At 52.4% G+C, this 15,921-nt stretch carries 11 protein-coding genes; 5 read left to right on the forward strand and 6 right to left on the reverse strand.

Translation table 11 applies throughout. The annotated features are described in order from the left end of the window. Nucleotide 1: 1 nt before the first annotated feature. Entirely contained in the window at nucleotides 2–1,381 is a 1,380-nt protein-coding gene (locus tag ICT70_RS02125; protein ID WP_191153737.1) for a sigma-54-dependent transcriptional regulator, read from the reverse strand. 181 nt (nucleotides 1,382–1,562) lie between these two features. Here ICT70_RS02125 and ICT70_RS02130 point away from each other — a divergent pair, with 181 nt between their 5' ends. Continuing rightward, nucleotides 1,563–2,213 (forward strand): putative metalloprotease CJM1_0395 family protein, encoded by a 651-nt coding sequence (locus ICT70_RS02130; RefSeq protein ID WP_191153738.1) that lies wholly within the window; start codon nucleotides 1,563–1,565, stop codon nucleotides 2,211–2,213. Between the two features lie 435 nt (nucleotides 2,214–2,648). Further along, nucleotides 2,649–6,101, forward strand: coding sequence for a pyruvate carboxylase (locus ICT70_RS02135; protein WP_191153739.1), 3,453 nt, complete (start codon nucleotides 2,649–2,651; stop codon nucleotides 6,099–6,101). Nucleotides 6,102–6,248: 147 nt separating this feature from the next. On the opposite strand, the gene ptsP is transcribed toward ICT70_RS02135, so the two are convergent. The 3 genes from ptsP to ICT70_RS02150 form a co-directional block, all read right to left on the reverse strand. Then, nucleotides 6,249–8,564: a phosphoenolpyruvate--protein phosphotransferase gene (gene ptsP, locus ICT70_RS02140; protein ID WP_191153740.1), complete on the reverse strand. Its 2,316-nt coding sequence runs from the start codon at nucleotides 8,562–8,564 to the stop codon at nucleotides 6,249–6,251. Between the two features lie 110 nt (nucleotides 8,565–8,674). After that, nucleotides 8,675–9,658, reverse strand: a complete 984-nt coding sequence (locus ICT70_RS02145; RefSeq protein WP_191153741.1) for an ABC transporter ATP-binding protein — start codon at nucleotides 9,656–9,658, stop codon at nucleotides 8,675–8,677. A 2-nt stretch (nucleotides 9,659–9,660) separates the two neighbouring features. Further along, nucleotides 9,661–10,620, reverse strand: coding sequence for an ABC transporter ATP-binding protein (locus ICT70_RS02150; protein ID WP_191153742.1), 960 nt, complete (start codon nucleotides 10,618–10,620; stop codon nucleotides 9,661–9,663). A 178-nt stretch (nucleotides 10,621–10,798) separates the two neighbouring features. On the opposite strand from ICT70_RS02150, the gene ICT70_RS02155 reads away from it, so the two are divergent. Then, complete coding sequence (locus tag ICT70_RS02155) at nucleotides 10,799–11,677, forward strand: PHP domain-containing protein (RefSeq protein WP_191153743.1); 879 nt, start codon at nucleotides 10,799–10,801, stop codon at nucleotides 11,675–11,677. An 8-nt stretch (nucleotides 11,678–11,685) separates the two neighbouring features. Here ICT70_RS02155 and ICT70_RS02160 read toward each other — a convergent pair whose 3' ends face one another. Continuing rightward, a complete protein-coding gene (locus ICT70_RS02160) occupies nucleotides 11,686–12,474 on the reverse strand; it encodes an enoyl-CoA hydratase-related protein (RefSeq protein ID WP_191153744.1) in 789 nt (262 codons plus the stop codon). A 36-nt stretch (nucleotides 12,475–12,510) separates the two neighbouring features. Further along, nucleotides 12,511–13,644: a M20/M25/M40 family metallo-hydrolase gene (locus tag ICT70_RS02165; RefSeq protein WP_191153745.1), complete on the reverse strand. Its 1,134-nt coding sequence runs from the start codon at nucleotides 13,642–13,644 to the stop codon at nucleotides 12,511–12,513. A gap of 385 nt (nucleotides 13,645–14,029) precedes the next feature. Between ICT70_RS02165 and ICT70_RS02170 the strand changes: the two genes are divergently transcribed. Both ICT70_RS02170 and ICT70_RS02175 read left to right on the forward strand, forming a co-directional pair. Next, a complete protein-coding gene (locus tag ICT70_RS02170) occupies nucleotides 14,030–14,677 on the forward strand; it encodes an L-fuculose-phosphate aldolase (protein ID WP_191153746.1) in 648 nt (215 codons plus the stop codon). Nucleotides 14,678–14,805: 128 nt separating this feature from the next. Beyond that, nucleotides 14,806–15,912, forward strand: coding sequence for a tetratricopeptide repeat protein (locus ICT70_RS02175; RefSeq protein WP_191153747.1), 1,107 nt, complete (start codon nucleotides 14,806–14,808; stop codon nucleotides 15,910–15,912). The last annotated feature ends 9 nt before the right edge of the window (nucleotides 15,913–15,921 follow it).

Consider the following 15,921-nt stretch of genomic DNA (forward strand, 5'->3'; position numbering starts at 1 on the left):
TTTACCGGTTTTCTATCTTCAATCGTTTGATTTTTTCTACCAGGGTCGTGCGGTTAATGCTGAGCAACGTGGCCGCACGTGCCTTGATCCCCTGTCCCAGTTCCAGGGCCTGATGGATCAGTTGACGCTCAATTTCAGCGAGGGTCTGATTCAGGTCGATCCCCTCAGGACTGACTTCAGGGTGTGATATCCCACCCGCAAGACACGGGGCGGCAATGTCGGGGGGTAGATCCTGACAGGTGATAACATCGCTGTCGGTCAGGGCAACAGTTCTTTCAACCACATTTTCCAGCTCTCTGACATTCCCCGGCCAGGAGTAGTTTTCCATTGCCTGCAATGCTGCAGCGTTGATGCTGATGGGCTTGCGTTTCATCTCGCGGCAGCTGATTTCGAGAAAATACCGCGTTAGCAGGCTAATATCCCCTCGTCGCTCACGCAATAGCGGCAGGTGAATGGGAATGACATTGAGGCGGTAGTACAAATCTTCACGGAAATTACCCGATTTAACCAACTCCTGCAGGTCGGTATTGGTGGCAGAAATCAGGCGGATATTGAGCCTGATTTTTTTACTTGAACCGACCCGCTCAAACTCATGCTCCTGCAATACCCGCAACAACTTCATCTGTAGCTGCAACGGCATATTGCCGATCTCATCGAGAAACAGGGTGCCGCCGTTCGCCAGTTCAAACTTGCCCGGTTTATCGGCGACCGCTCCGGTAAAGGATCCCTTGATATGGCCGAATAATTCCGATTCCAGCAGATCAGCGGGAATCGCACCACAGTTGATCGCAACAAAAGGGTGCTCAGCTCGTGGGCTGTTGTAATGAATGGCCTTGGCTACCAGCTCTTTGCCGGTACCTGATGCCCCAAGAATAAGGATGGTGGAATCGGTTGACGCCACCTTTTCCATCCGGATAAAAACCTGCTGCATCGCCTGGCTGATGCCGATGATATTGTCAAAGCGGTAACGACCGTGGAGCTGCCGGCGCAGATACTGGTTTTCCGTGACCAGCCGATTTTTTTCAAGCGCTTTGGCCACCTGGATACGCAATCGCTCAAAGTTGAAGGGCTTGCTGATGTAATCAAGGGCACCAGCTTTCATGGCTTCAACGGCGGTTTCGGCGGAAGCATTGCCGGTAATCAGGATGACGGACGTTCCGGGTGAATCAATCTTGACCTGTTTAAGAATGTCCATGCCGCTGACCCCAGGTAGCAGCAGATCGCTGATAATCAGGTCGTAGTTGGTTTTTTTAAGCAGTTCAAAGGCTTCCTCGCCGGTTTGGGTGCTGTTGACCCGGTAGCCGTCCAGCATGAGTAACTTAGACAGTGCACGGCTGCTCTCTATCTTGTCGTCGATCAATAGAATCCGGGGATGATGCATTCTGGCTTCCTTGTAGGTGCGTCATTAAGTTGACGGCAGGGTAGCATGAAAAGTGATAATCCTCAAGCCAGGATGCCGGCAACCCCGGGATAAGGCGTGATCGCCCGTGCGAGATTATTTGAATTTAATAGTGAGGTTGTGCTAGAATGCGAATTTAGATATCCATACTAAAGAGCAGATAATGGCCGATTTTTTGATCCATAGCGGGACGTATAATTCCTTGCGCGCTACCGAAATGATCCCGCATTTCGGGCTCGCTCATGCTGCGTCAGTCAGGAATGATGGAGATCCTGAGTCTGGACATTACCGCGAAAAAGTCAATAACAAGCCGTCCGGCTTTGCTGCTGCGACTGATCGTCTGGAGTTGAGTCGCGAGGCAATAGAAATTCGTGAACTCCAGCTGCGCGACCAGGAAGTACGAGCCCACGAGGCCGCCCATGCTGCCGCCGGGGGGTCTTACGCCGGTGCACCAAGTTACGATTATCAGCGTGGTCCCGATGGGCGCACTTACGCCGTTGGCGGTTCTGTCAGTATCGATCTCTCGCCCATCCCCGGTGATCCTCAGGCGACACTGCAAAAAGCCCAGCAGGTACGCGCAGCCGCTCTGGCCCCGGCCCAACCAAGTGCCCAGGACATGAAGGTTGCGCAACAAGCCCAGGCGCTGGCGACCCAGGCCCGCAGTGACATGTCACAGGAGCAGATAGCAGAAAGAGAAAGACGGCTGAGTTCTGATGACAACGCAGAGTCCGGGTTTGCTGTTGAGCAGGGGATATCAGCATACGTCCGGGGCATCCATGATGCGGGTCCGGCCCGATTGGAAATTTACAGCTGACATTATCTCCATCCTGTTCACCTCTTACACATGGTGACGCGTCACTTCTGAGACCCTGTACCCTTCCCCTTCAGATCAATCATGCATTTGTACACCGTGCCCCTGACTAGACCTTGCTGATGACAGAAGGAAAAGTTGCTGTTTTTTTAACCCCGTGTTCCCATATAGGGTAAATATTATTTAGTTTGTATGCTGTTGATTTTTAACATGAAAGACCATTCGGGTGGTTTTTTTTCTGCGTTTAAATACCTTTTCTGATAAAAGTAAAACGCTATTCTAGCTTGACAACGACCGTTTTTTATAGTCTCTTTGCAGCTTCAAAACATCCGCAAGTTATTGAAAAATAGCCATAAATTTACTTTTAATAAAAAAATTTAGTTATCTCAAAAATTCACAGATTTGATATTTTGCTTTTTTCAAGGAGTAGCTGAAACAATGAATATAACGAAATTTAAAAAAATTATGGCGGCCAACCGTGGCGAAATTGCGATCCGGATTTTCCGTGCCTGTACGGAACTGGGCATTTCTACCGTAGCAATTTATTCCCAACAGGATCGTCTTTCGCTGCACCGCTATAAAGCTGATGAAGCCTACCTGATTGGTAAAGGTAAGGGGGCTATTGATGCCTATTTGGGCATCGATGAGATTATCGATCTGGCGCGCAAGAAAAATGTTGATGCGATTCATCCAGGTTACGGTTTTTTATCTGAGAATGCAGAATTTTCAGCAGCTTGTGAACGTGCTGGGATTGCCTTTATTGGGCCGACTCCCGACATTCAACGGCGTCTGGGTGACAAGGTTTCAGGCCGCAAGGTTGCGGTTGAAGCCGGTGTCCCCATCGTCCCCGGTACCAACGATCCGGTGCGCACGGAAGAAGAAGCCCTGATCTTCGCTAAATCAGCAGGTTATCCGATCATTGTTAAAGCCAGTGCTGGTGGTGGCGGGCGCGGTATGCGCGTCGCTCAAAATCAGAAAGAACTACTTGAAGGGTTGCGTAGCGCGGCTTCAGAAGCTAAAGCCTCTTTCGGCGATGCGACGATTTTTCTCGAAAAATATGTCAAAAATCCCAAGCACGTTGAGGTCCAGATCCTTGGTGATAAACATGGCAACCTTGTGCATTTTTATGAACGGGACTGCTCGATCCAACGCCGTCATCAAAAGGTCATCGAAATTGCTCCGTCTCTCTATCTGACCCCGAAAAAACGGGAAGAACTCTGTTCCTATGCCCTGAAAATTGCCAACTCGGTTGGTTACATCAACGCCGGTACGGTTGAATTTCTGATGGATAAGGAGGAGAACGTCTATTTTATTGAAGTTAATCCGCGGATTCAGGTTGAACATACAGTGACCGAGTTGGTAACCCTGCGCAATCTGGTGCAGGCCCAAATCCGCGTTGCAGAAGGGTATAAGCTCAGTGATCCGGAAATCGGAATCAAAAGCCAAAAGGATATCGAGCTGCGTGGTTTTGCGATTCAGTCACGGATTACTACGGAAGATCCGGACAACAATTTCGCGCCCGATTTCGGTACCATTAAAGCCTATCGTACCGCCGCCGGGTTCGGCGTGCGGCTCGATGCTGCTGCCGGTTACGCCGGTGCCGTGATTACCCCCGATTACGATTCCCTGCTGGTCAAGATTTCAACCTGGGGGTTGACCTTCCTTGATGCGTCGCGCACCATGCACCGTGCTCTGCAGGAATTCCGGATCCGTGGGGTTAAAACCAATATCGGTTTTCTTGAGAAGGTGATTACCCATCCGGTCTTTCTTGCGGGGGATTGTGATACCTCCTTTCTCGAAAAACATCCGGAAGTTTTTGAAGTCCGTGCCAAGCAGGATCGTGCCAATAAGATTCTCAACTATATCGGCGATGTGACCGTCAACGGCTATCCCGGTATTCCATCCCATAAAGCCTTGAAGTTTTCCTCTTTACGTGAACCGGATGTTCCCGAAATTCCCTATGGTCAGCAGCATCCACGGGGCACACGGGATATTTTACGGGAAAAAGGACCTGAAGGCCTGGCCCAGTGGGCGCGCAATCACAAACAGTTACTGATTACCGATACCACCATGCGTGACGCCCACCAGTCACTGGTAGCGACCCGCTTTCGTACCTTTGATCTTGACCGGATTGCTGAAGCTACTGCGCACCTGGGGGGTGGCCTCTTCTCCCTCGAGATGTGGGGAGGGGCCACTTACGATGTTTCCATGCGCTTTTTACGTGAGGATCCGTGGGAGCGGCTTGACCGTTTGCGCGCCAAGGTACCGAACATTCTTTTTCAGATGCTGCTGCGGGGTTCCAATGCGGTGGGTTACACCAATTATCCTGATAATGTTGTTCAGGAATTTGTTGCCAAGGCCGCAGAAAGCGGCATCGATGTGTTCCGTGTCTTTGATTCGCTGAACTGGACCAAGGGGATGCAGGTGGCGATGGATGCTGTGCGCAAGAGCGGAACTATTTGTGAGGCGGCGATCTGCTACACCGGGGATATTCTCGATCCCAAGCGCGACAAGTATCCGCTTGAATACTACGTCTCCATGGCTAAAGAACTGGAGAAGATGGGTGCCCATATTCTGGCGATCAAGGACATGGCGGGTTTGATCAAACCTTTTGCCGCAGAGAAACTGGTTAAAGCCCTTAAAAATGAGATCGGTCTGCCGATCCATCTGCATACCCACGATACCTCCAGCAACGGTGGTGCCATGCTGTTGATGGCGACCCAGGCTGGGTGTGATATCGTTGACGTAGCCTTGTCCTCTGTGTCCGGCCTGACCGCACAGCCCAACATGAATGCCCTTCTGGCTGCTCTGGAGGGAACCATCTGGGATCCGCAGATGGACAATGACGGCTTGCAGAAGCTGGCCAACTACTGGGAAACCTGTCGCACCTATTATGCCCCCTTTGAATCAGAATTACGCAGTGGCACCGCCCAGGTCTACTACCATGAAATCCCCGGTGGCCAGTATTCCAACTTCAAACCCCAGGTTGAAGGTTTGGGGCTGGGTCATCGCTGGGAAGAGTGCAAGATGATGTATCGTACCGTCAACGACATGTTTGGTGATCTGATCAAGGTCACCCCGTCGTCTAAAATTGTCGGCGATATGGCCATGTTCATGGTGCAGAACAATCTGACCCCGGAAGATGTGTTTGAGCGCGGTGAAGAGATGGCTTTCCCCAAAGGGGTTGTCGATTTCTTCAAAGGGATGATCGGCCAGCCCTATGGCGGGTTCCCCGAGCGTCTGCAGCAGATTATCCTGCGCGGTGAACGGCCCTTGACCTGTCGTCCCGGAGAATTGCTGGAGCCTGCTGATTTTGTCCTGAAAAAGGATGAGTTGGAGAAAAACCTCGGTCATAAGGTGTCCGATCGCGATGTCCTCTCGGCGGTTCTGTATCCCGGCGTTTATGAAGAATACGATCGTTTCCGTCAGGAGCACAGTGATGTGTCGGTCCTGCCGACCCCGGTATTTTTCTATGGCCTGGATATCGGTGATGAAGTGACCATCGAGATCGAACCAGGTAAGACGCTCATTGTTAAGCTGAGCGCCATCGGTCGGGTGCGTGAGGATGGAACCCGCCACATCTATTTTGAACTCAATGGTGAACCCCGGATGACGACCGTTGTCGATCGTTCGGTAGAAACCGATTTGAAGAGCAACGTCAAGGCGGATCCGGATAATGGCCATGAGATCGGTGCGCCGATGCCGGGCAAAATTTTCAAGCTGATGGTGAAGGAAGGGGATAAGGTCGAAGAAGGCGATGTGCTGGTGATTACCGAGGCGATGAAGATGGAGACCAATGTTAAGACCCGCCGTGCCGGAGTGATCAAGCAGTTGGTTTTTGATGAAGGGGATCAGATTGAGCAGGGAGATCTGATCGCTGTTATTGAATAGACTTTTTTAATGTTATTGCAGGCGTGCTGCCGGATCTTCTATCTCTGAGGGTTCGGCTTTTTTTTGTCGACAACGTTAAACCAATGGGCTGTCATCCTGGTCGCAGGGCTGGGGATACGGTGCTGAACTGATAGCACAAAGCAGCGATCAGTATTCCAGATGAGAGTCGAGCAGATGGCGAATATCGGAACTGTCGCCGAGCTCCAGTGCCTGGCGCATGATCGCTTCAGCTGCGCTACTGTCGAGTTGGTTGATGATGTTCTTCAGTTGGGGGATATAGGGGGCTGACAAGGAAAAATCACGGATACCCAGACCGATCAAGGCCAGCAGGCAGGCCGGGTCGGTTGCCATCTCGCCACACAGACACAGCTCTGTTCCCTCACTACGGGCGACGCTAACCAACCGGTCGATGCTCTGCAGGACAGCTGGATGGAGAGGATCATAGTGGTTCTGGACGCGTGGATTGGAACGATCGGCAGCCAGCAGGTATTGAATCAGATCGTTGGTGCCGAGGGCAAAAAAATCGACCTCTTTGGCCAGGTGGGGCGCCAGATGGATTGCCGCTGGAATTTCGATCATTGCTCCAATCTTAATGTGCTCCTGGTAGGGAATCCCTTCCTGCTCCAGTTGCTGCGCCGCTTGTCGTATCAGTTCCTTGCAGCTGCGGATTTCATTGAGGTTGGAAATCATCGGGAAAAGCAGTCGTAATGGACCGGCCGTTGCAGCCATCAGGATGGCTTCAAGCTGCACCTGGAAGATGTCGGGATAGTCTAGACTGATGCGGATGGAACGCCAACCCATAAAGGGGTTGTTCTCCTGGGGCTGGCGAAAATAGGGGAGGCTTTTGTCTCCACCGATGTCAAGGGTACGAATAGTAACCGGCATACCGGCAAATTTTTCGACAACCTGTTTATAGAGCTGATACTGCTGATCGCGATCGGGAAACCCGCTGTGGGTCATGTAGAGAAATTCAGTGCGATACAGACCGACCCCTTGCGCTCCGTGCCTGATCGCGACATCAACATCGCTGATCAGGCCGATGTTGGCGCGCAAGAATACCTGCCGGCCGTCGCGGGTGGTGGCTATGACGTCACGTAACAGGGACAGCCGCTCTTTTTCCTCCAGCCGGTTCTGTTCCAGACGCTGGTACTCAGCAATGATGCTGGCCGATGGGTTGGGGTAGAGACAGCCGGCATTGGCATCGAGAATCAGGTAATCATTGGGGCTGATTTGGGTGGTAACGCCCTCAACTCCGATAACCGTTGGAATGCCGAGCCCCTTGGCCATGATCACCGAATGGGAATTGGCTTCATTGGACTCCAGTACGATCCCCAGGATTTTTTCATGGTCAAGGATTGCCATATCTGAGGGAAGCAGACGCTTTGCCACCAGGATGCTGGGTTGTTGCAGTTGCAGCCCCGCCGGTGCCCGGCCGACCAGGTTGGCAAGCAAGCGGCGGCCGACATCCTCCATATCTGCCGCACGTTCGCGCAGATAGGGGTCTTCCATCCGGGCGAAGGCAGCCAGATAGCCGTTGATGACTTTCTTTAACGCATAGGGAGCACTGTGGCGTTCTTCGATCAAATGATGCAGGCGTTCAATAAGACCTCGATCTTCGAGGATCATTAAGTGGGTATGAAAAATCGCAGCATCTTCCTGGCTGAGTTGGGAGGCTACCCTTTTTTCCAGGTAAAGGGTTTGAATCCGGGTGTGACGCAGGGCATCGTCCAGCCGGGTCAATTCCGCTTCAACATCAATGTTGCATTCATCGAAAATATCAGCAAAGCCATAGTCATGATCAAGGATTGTCACCGGGCCGGTAATGATACCAGGGTAGGCCATTTTGCCGTAGAGAGCGATGGTTTGTGGCTCGGCCGTATGGCCGCTTTCAGCTGCTGCAGAGGCCGGCAGTGGTGGTCCGGGGGTTTCATAACGATGCAGGGTGTCCAGCAGTCTGGCGTTGACAACAATGGAAGCCACCTGGAAGGCAATAGTAGTCAGGGTCGCCAGTTCATCGGCAGAAAAATGATGAATATCACGAGTCTGGATAACCAGAACACCGACGGAGGCACTTCGATCCTGGAGCGGAATGCCGACAAAGGTATGGAACTGTTCCTCCCCGGTTTCATGAAAAAAACGATAATCGGGATGGTTCTGGGGATGACTGATGGCCAGCACCTGTTGCTCTGCTGCAACCTTACCGGTCAATCCTTCCCCGATTTGTAATTTGACCTTACCGATTGACTCAGGGGTCAGGCCGTGGCTCGCCCGCAGGACCAAGGTGTGCTGGTCATCATCAAGCAGGTATAGAGAGCAAACTTCCGAACGGGCACGGTCGGCGACCAGATGAACAATATTGTTGATTGTTTCGTCGAGATCGTGGGAGCGCAGAATCAGCGCACTGATATCCTGCAGGGTATGTAACCCGAGCTTAAGATCTGATTTTTTTTTGATTCTGGCCATGGAGTATCTAAGGAATTGGGTTAGTCGGCAGGTGAGTTGGCATTTTAGCCTAAGCTCAGGTTATTTGCGAATGTTATTTCGCACGAGAGGAAAATGGGCGTGGCGCACGCTTACCCCCGGACCAGATAACGGCCGACCTGATCACTGTGATGACAGGCGACCTGGTGGTCCCCGGTTATCGTCTCCAGCGCGGGGGCCTGTTGTCGGCACCGGTGGTCGGCATAAGGGCAACGGGGATGGAAGTGGCATCCGCCTGGGGGATTGACTGGTGAAGGGATTTCTCCGGTCAGAGCCAGAGGGCGGGCATGGTGTGGATCGGGCACCGGCACGGCGTTGAGCAGTGCTTCGGTATAGGGATGACGAGGGTTTTTATACAGTTCTGACGCGGCACAAAGCTCTACAATGTTGCCCAGATACATGACAGCAATACGGTCACTGACGTGTTCGATCACCGCCAGATCATGAGCAATGAATAAATAACTGAGTTGTTGTTCTTCGCGCAGCTGTTTCAACAGGTTGAGAACCTGGGCCTGAACCGAGAGATCCAGCGCCGAGACCGGTTCATCGGCGATAATCAGTTCCGGTTCCACTGCCAGAGCCCGGGCGATTCCAATGCGCTGGCGCTGTCCTCCGGAAAATTCATGCGGGTAGCGCTGTTCGTGCTCTGCCGACAAACCGACCTTTTCCAACAGTTCGATGACGCGGTCGCGCATCTGGCGGGCAGGTACAAGCCGGTGGATAATCAGTGGCTCACTTAAAATGGCGCCAATGGTCATGCGAGGATTGAGGGAGGAGAAGGGGTCCTGAAAAATCATTTGCATACGCCGCCGCCAGGGTCGCATCTTTGCTGCAGAGAGGCCGGTTAACTCGGTGCCGGCGTAATATATTTGCCCCTGATCCGGTTTGAGCAGCTGCAGGATCAGTTTGCCGGTGGTCGATTTGCCGCATCCGGATTCGCCGACCAGCCCCAGAGTTTCCCCGGCGTTGATGGTGAAGGAGACGTTGTCGACAGCGACTAGTCTGCCACTATTCCGGCCAAGTGGATCCAATACTTTAAAGCTTTTTCTTAAGTTTTTAACTTCGAGTAGTGCCATATTTATGACTGTCTCCAACAGCGAACCAGGTGGTTTTCAGCAACTTCCTTGAGGGCTGGGCGTTGCTGCTGGCCGTTGTCGCACAAACAGCTACAGCGTGAGGCAAACAGACACCCTTCATGGTTTTTGGTTAAATCTGGCAGTTGGCCGGTGATGGTGGCCAGGCTGTTTTTTTCACCGATGCGCGGAACGCATTGCAATAATCCCCTGGTGTAAGGGTGGAGCGGGTTAGAAAACACCAGGTCTACACTCCCCAGTTCAATAATCTGACCGGCATACATGATGGCCACCCGGTCGGCGTTGCTTGCGACAATTCCCAGATCATGGGTGATCAGCAGGGTTGCCATCCGCCGATCTTGTTTGAGTTTGAGCAGCAGGTCCATGATCTGGGCTTGAATCGTGACATCGAGAGCCGTTGTCGGCTCATCGGCGATCAACAGCTTTGGGTCACACGCCAGGGCCATGGCGATCATCACCCGTTGGCGCTGTCCCCCTGAAAGCTGGTGCGGGTAGTCACCTAAGCGCTGCTGTGGATCGGAAATGCCGACCTGAACCAGGCTCTGTGTCGCGTGAGCACGTGCTTCGCGGCGCGAAAGTCCCTGATGCAGGCGCAGCACTTCAGCAATTTGATCACCAATCTTCAGCACCGGATTCAGAGAAGTCATGGGTTCCTGAAAAATCATCGAGATGTCATTGCCGCGGATTCGGCGAATTTCGATTTCGGGCAAGTGGAGCAGGTCGCGTCCGTCGAGATGGATCTCACCACCGACGATACGCCCCGGTTCCGGCAGCAGGCGTAAAATGGAGAGGGCAGTCATCGATTTGCCGCAACCGGATTCACCAACCAGGGCCAGGGTTTCGCCCTGCTCAATATGAAAAGACACACCATCAACGGCCTTGAGCAGGCCATTGCGAGTGAAGAAGTAACTCTTGAGATTGGCGACGGACAAACGTGGGGGCATACGGCTTATTGCTCCTTAGCAGGCTGATCCATGTGTACATGCTGGTGGTGAAATGGTCAAGGGCTCCCGTTGGTCTGTGTTCGTCGTCCCTGATGAGGGTTAAAACAGAAGGAAGAACGTCCCCATATTTTTCATTAAAATACTGGCGTTACCTGAAACAAACAAGAATAATAGCAACATGAATTTTAACTATGTTGATCTCCATATCCATACGACCTGTTCAGACGGGTTTTTCAGTCCTGAAGATGTCGTCATGCAGGCGGCCCGGGCTGGGCTGGTGGCTATTGCTTTGGCCGATCATGACAATATTGACGGTATTATTCCGGCCACTCTGACCGCTTCCTCCCTGGGGATTGAGGTCATTCCCGCAGTCGAGTTGTCCAGCCAGTGGCAAAGCTACACCGATATGCACCTGCTTGGTTATGGTTTCGATTACCATGATCCGCGACTGATTGCCGAACTTGAGCACTTCCAGTTGTTTCGCGCCAGCCGCAACGAACAGATTATCGATGCAGTGAATCTTAAACTGGCCGAAGAAGGTCGGGCGCCCATCGCTGCCCAGGAGGTTCGCAAGCTGGCTGGTGGCAGTATCGGGCGGCCACACATTGCCCAGGTGTTGCGTCAAAAAAAATATGCCAATAGTAACGAGGACGCTTTTACCCGCTATCTGGTGCCCTGTAATGTGGAAAAACACTATTTTCCCGCAGACGAGGCTATTCGTCTGGTGCACGCCTGCGGAGGTATCGTGGTTCTGGCACATCCACCCTACGTTACCCGTGATCGCCATCAGCTTGAAAAACTGGTAGCAGAACTGGTACGCCTGGGGCTCGATGGGATCGAAGTCTACAATAATGGTTCCGGCCTGGAGGACAGCGACTGGCTGATTCGTCTGGCGGCGCACCATGGCCTGGTGATTACCGGCGGTTCGGATTTTCATGGTGAGCCTGGCTCTGCTATCCAGATCGGCCATGGCCTGCGCGGTATCAGGGTTGCTTATGACTGTGTCGAGCAGATTAAGGATGCACTGATCCGGCGTGGTGAGCCCCTGCGCTGGTAATCAATCTTTTACTGATCGCGCCACTGTGGTTGGCGTTTTTCCAGAAACGCGAGCATCCCTTCTTTTTGGTCAGCAGTTGCAAAGCATAGCCCGAACAGGTCAGCCTCGTAAGCAAAGGCGCGTTGCATATCCATTTCCCGACCATTATTGACCGCTTCCTTGATCAATTGTAGCGCCATTTTAGGCTTGGCTGCGATGATTTGCGCCAACTCCCGGGCCCTGGCCAATAGCCCGGTCGCCGGGACCACTTCGCTCACCAGGCCAATCTGTGCGGCCCGGGCGGCGCTGATCCGTTCACCGGTGAACATCAGCTGTTTTGCCATGCTGCTGCCCACCAGCCGTGGCAGGCGCTGGGTGCCACCCCAGCCGGGGATGATGCCAAGGTTTACTTCGGGCTGGCCGAGCTGGGCACTGTCGGCAGCAATCCGGATGTCGCAGGCCAGGGCCAGTTCGCAGCCACCGCCTAAGGCATAGCCGTTGATGGCAGCAATATAGACTGTGCTGCCGTATTCAATTTTATTCAGCAACTGCTGGACATCGACCGCAATCCGGCGGGCGCCCAGCGGGTCAAGGGGTTGCATCACGCCGATATCCCCACCAGCGACAAAGGCTTTTTCGCCGGATCCGGTGATAATAGCGACCTTGATCTGTGGATCGGCTTCAATTGCGCTGACGGCAGCATCCAGCTGTTGCAAAGTTAGCTGATCCAGGGCATTAAGGGCCTTGGGTCGGTTGATGGTCATCAGGGCAAGGGCGTCAAATTTTTCGGTGATAACCAGATCGCCGGCTGTTTCCATGTGAGGTTCCTTTTGCTGTGATGTCGGTAGTGTGGCTCAGGCGTTACGGATAATTTCCACCAGCAGGGAACTGACCTTCTCCATATCAGCAACCGCAACCTGTTCCTGCGGAGTATGAACCTTGGCCATGCCGGTGCCCAGAATCACCATGTCAATACCATGACCATTAAAAATATTGGCGTCGGAGCCGCCGCCGGCGGCGGCAATCTGCTGCGGACGCTGCAAGGTCTTGCCGGCATTCACAATCAGTTGCACGATGGGGGCTGTTTCCGCTATCTGCATAGCAGGAAAATCTTCCTGGATTTCAATCGCCATGGATGCCGACCGGGTTTTACCGTCAACAACCACTGAACTGTTGTACGCCTCTTCCTCAAAGCATCGAATGATTGCTTCAGTAACCTGTTGTAACCGCTCAGGCGCGTGGCTGCGCACCTCGCCGCGGAGGCTGACCTGGCCGGGGATAATATTTGTAGCAACGCCGCCGTTGATCGTGCCGATGTTGGCGGTGGTGTGTTCATCAATGCGCCCCAGGGTCATGCGCGCAATCGCCTTAGCGGCAATTGTGATGGCAGATATTCCTTGTTCCGGACAAACCCCGGCGTGGGCTTCGAGGCCGTAGATGTCAATTTTCATGCGGTTGGCAGCGGGGGCACGGGTGATGATGCGGTCAATGCCGGTGGTATCAAGGGCGACCCCACGCTTGCCTTTAAGCACTGAAAAATCAAAGGCTTTAGCGCCCAATAGTCCCAGCTCTTCACAGACGGTGATCACAACCTCCAGCGGTCCGTAGGGAATGTTCTGTTGGTTAAGGACCTCGATGGCTTCAATCAGTTCGGCAATTCCGGCTTTGTCATCGGCTCCTAAAATGGTATTGCCGGCACTGGTGAAAATTCCATCGTTCAGCACCGGCTGAACATTTTCGGCCGGGCTGACGGTATCCATATGGACACTGATAACAAAGGGATCTCCTGCCCGGGTACCGGGAAAACGGGCGATCATATTGCCGCTGTCGCTGCCGATAGTCGCGCCGGCAGTGTCAACCTCCACCGTGGCACCAAGCTGAGAAAAACGCTGGTGCAGATAGGCTGCGATAGACGCTTCCCGATAGGATGGACTGTCGATTGAGGCAAGGCGAAAGAATTCATCGGCAATTCTTTGTTGGTTGATCATTGTTTTTTCCTTTTTTTTATGGTGTCTTCTCTTGTGTCGTTTGATTTATTTTCCGGCAACAATGCTAGCAGCTAAAACCAGTGCTGGACAGAGAAAAGTGTTAACTGTTACAATCCTTAAATTAAATTTATTAACTATTCAGTTCTATCCTTGCACCGGGTCGGGAATCCTATGTCAAGGGACGCTTTTCGTCATCCATGACTGCTTTTTGTCGCCGTCCATGGCGACAAAAACCCTTGCCACAGGATCCCCGACCCGGTGTTGAAAAGGTGCTCAATTTATTAATAAAAGTTGAACTAACCTATCGTCCTGGGAAAAACGCGTCTTTCAACCAGGACTTTCAACAACCACATTATACTGGACTCCCCGCACGCGGAAAATATTTATGATGTTAGCCGAACAACGACAACAGATTGTTGATTATGGTATGAAGATGATTCAGTCCGGGTTAACGACTGGCAGTGGTGGTAACCTCAGTATGCTCTGTCGTGAGACCGGTCTGGTCGCAATCGGGCCGAGTGGCATTGACTACGCTGACGTCAGCAGTAACCATATTGTTATCGTTGATCTGGACGGCCAGCGAGTTGAAGGCTGTCTGAAACCTTCCAGCGAATTGAGCTTTCATCTGGCGTTGTACAAAGCCAGACCTGATATCGCCGCAGTGGTTCATACGCACTCTGTTTACGCCACCACAATGGCATGCCTGCACTGGGAAATTCCAGCAGTCCATTATCTTGTGGCTTTCTCGGGTCAGAAAGTTCCCTTGGCCGACTATGCTACATTCGGCAGTCCTGAACTGGCTGAGAATGTGGTGACCGGGATCGCTGATTATCATGCCGTGCTGTTGGCGAATCATGGTCTGGTCGCTGTCGGTGCTGACCTCAAGCAGGCTTTTAACGTGGCAGAAGAAATTGAATTGGTCGCTAGAATATACTATCAAGCCAAATCGGTTGGTGAACCGGTTCTGGTCAATCATGAAGAGATGGAAGCCGTCTTGAAAAAGTTCACGACCTATGGGCAACAGTCAACGTGAGCAGTTTTTTTTGTATCTGTTCAGCACCGGATCCCCGACCCGGTGCTGGGATAGAGCTGAATAGCTACTTTTTTTTAAGTTCCAGTCTCGCTGGAATGTCTATGATAAAGGCAAAGTAAGGAGTCAATGTGAGTCAGGTTTTCAATCCATCTAGTGACAATCCGCAGGCACAGAGTTCGATCATCGATCTGTCTAAAAAAGCACGACAGAAATTGCGGGCAAGTTGCTATAACGATGCCAGACAGTTGTTTGCTGAAGGCCTCGAACTTGAGCCGGACAACCCTTATCTGTTGTCGGGAATGGGTGATGCCAGTCGCGAGATGGGTAACTTCGAGGTTGCCGAAGAGTGTTATCTTAAGCTTTTGCAGATCGATAAAAACAACCTGTTTGCCCTGCGCGGTCTTGGTGATGTTTACAAGAAACTGAATCGGCACAACGATGCCATCACCATGTGGGAGCGCTATCTGCATCTGCGGCCCCGTGACAAGCACGTGATGTCGCGGATTGCCGACAGTGCCAAAGTGTTGTTGCAATTTGAGCGCGCTGAACAGATGTATCAGAGTATTATTCAGTTTGCTCCGGATGATCGGTTCGCCCTGTCGGGCCTGGCTGATTTACAGCATCGTCTGGGTAACGACCAGGAAGCGATCCGGATTTATGAAAAGATATTGGGTTTTGGCGGCAAGTCACTGCATATCCTTACGATTCTCGGCAAGTTGTGCTGGCGGGTCTCCGATTTTGACAAGGGGGAAGTTTATTTTCGCCGTGCCCTTGAGGTCGACCCGGATAATCCCTACGCCCTTTACGGTCTGGGGAACTGTCACCGCTGGCATAAACGCTATCAGGAAGCGATCGCGGTCTGGCAGAAAATTCTTAAAAATTCTGAGGGGACGCAGGCCCTGCATACACGGATGGGCGATGCCTATTACCATATTGGCATGAAGGACGAAGCTGCCCGGTCTTATCGGCGCTCTATTAGTTTCGGTCGTGATCCTTTTTCGCTGGCCGGGCTGATCTGTCTGTCCGTTGATATCGGCGATCTGGATACGGCGGTCGCTACTTTCTTTGATCTGGTTGTGGCGGATGACGATCCCCTCTATCAGCTCGATATGCTTAGCCGGCGCTTGCTCCGTACTCTGCCACAGCCTGTCATGGAGGCATTCTACCGTTATTTGTTAAACTCTCATGGTAAGCTCGAAGCCGATCTGGCTACGGCCGTGCGGACCTATTGTTGATGCTGGTTG

The sequence above is a fragment of the Pelovirga terrestris genome (assembly GCF_014773365.1).
GTDB lineage: Bacteria > Desulfobacterota > Desulfuromonadia > Desulfuromonadales > Geopsychrobacteraceae > Pelovirga > Pelovirga terrestris.

Coding starts and splice junctions, on each gene's coding strand:
- ICT70_RS02125 (WP_191153737.1), bottom strand. CDS start 1,381: ATGCATCATCCCCGGATTCTATTGATCGACGACAAGATAGAGAGCAGC.
- ICT70_RS02130 (WP_191153738.1), top strand. CDS start 1,563: ATGGCCGATTTTTTGATCCATAGCGGGACGTATAATTCCTTGCGCGCT.
- ICT70_RS02135 (WP_191153739.1), top strand. CDS start 2,649: ATGAATATAACGAAATTTAAAAAAATTATGGCGGCCAACCGTGGCGAA.
- ptsP (WP_191153740.1), bottom strand. CDS start 8,564: ATGGCCAGAATCAAAAAAAAATCAGATCTTAAGCTCGGGTTACATACC.
- ICT70_RS02145 (WP_191153741.1), bottom strand. CDS start 9,658: ATGGCACTACTCGAAGTTAAAAACTTAAGAAAAAGCTTTAAAGTATTG.
- ICT70_RS02150 (WP_191153742.1), bottom strand. CDS start 10,620: ATGCCCCCACGTTTGTCCGTCGCCAATCTCAAGAGTTACTTCTTCACT.
- ICT70_RS02155 (WP_191153743.1), top strand. CDS start 10,799: ATGAATTTTAACTATGTTGATCTCCATATCCATACGACCTGTTCAGAC.
- ICT70_RS02160 (WP_191153744.1), bottom strand. CDS start 12,474: ATGGAAACAGCCGGCGATCTGGTTATCACCGAAAAATTTGACGCCCTT.
- ICT70_RS02165 (WP_191153745.1), bottom strand. CDS start 13,644: ATGATCAACCAACAAAGAATTGCCGATGAATTCTTTCGCCTTGCCTCA.
- ICT70_RS02170 (WP_191153746.1), top strand. CDS start 14,030: ATGATGTTAGCCGAACAACGACAACAGATTGTTGATTATGGTATGAAG.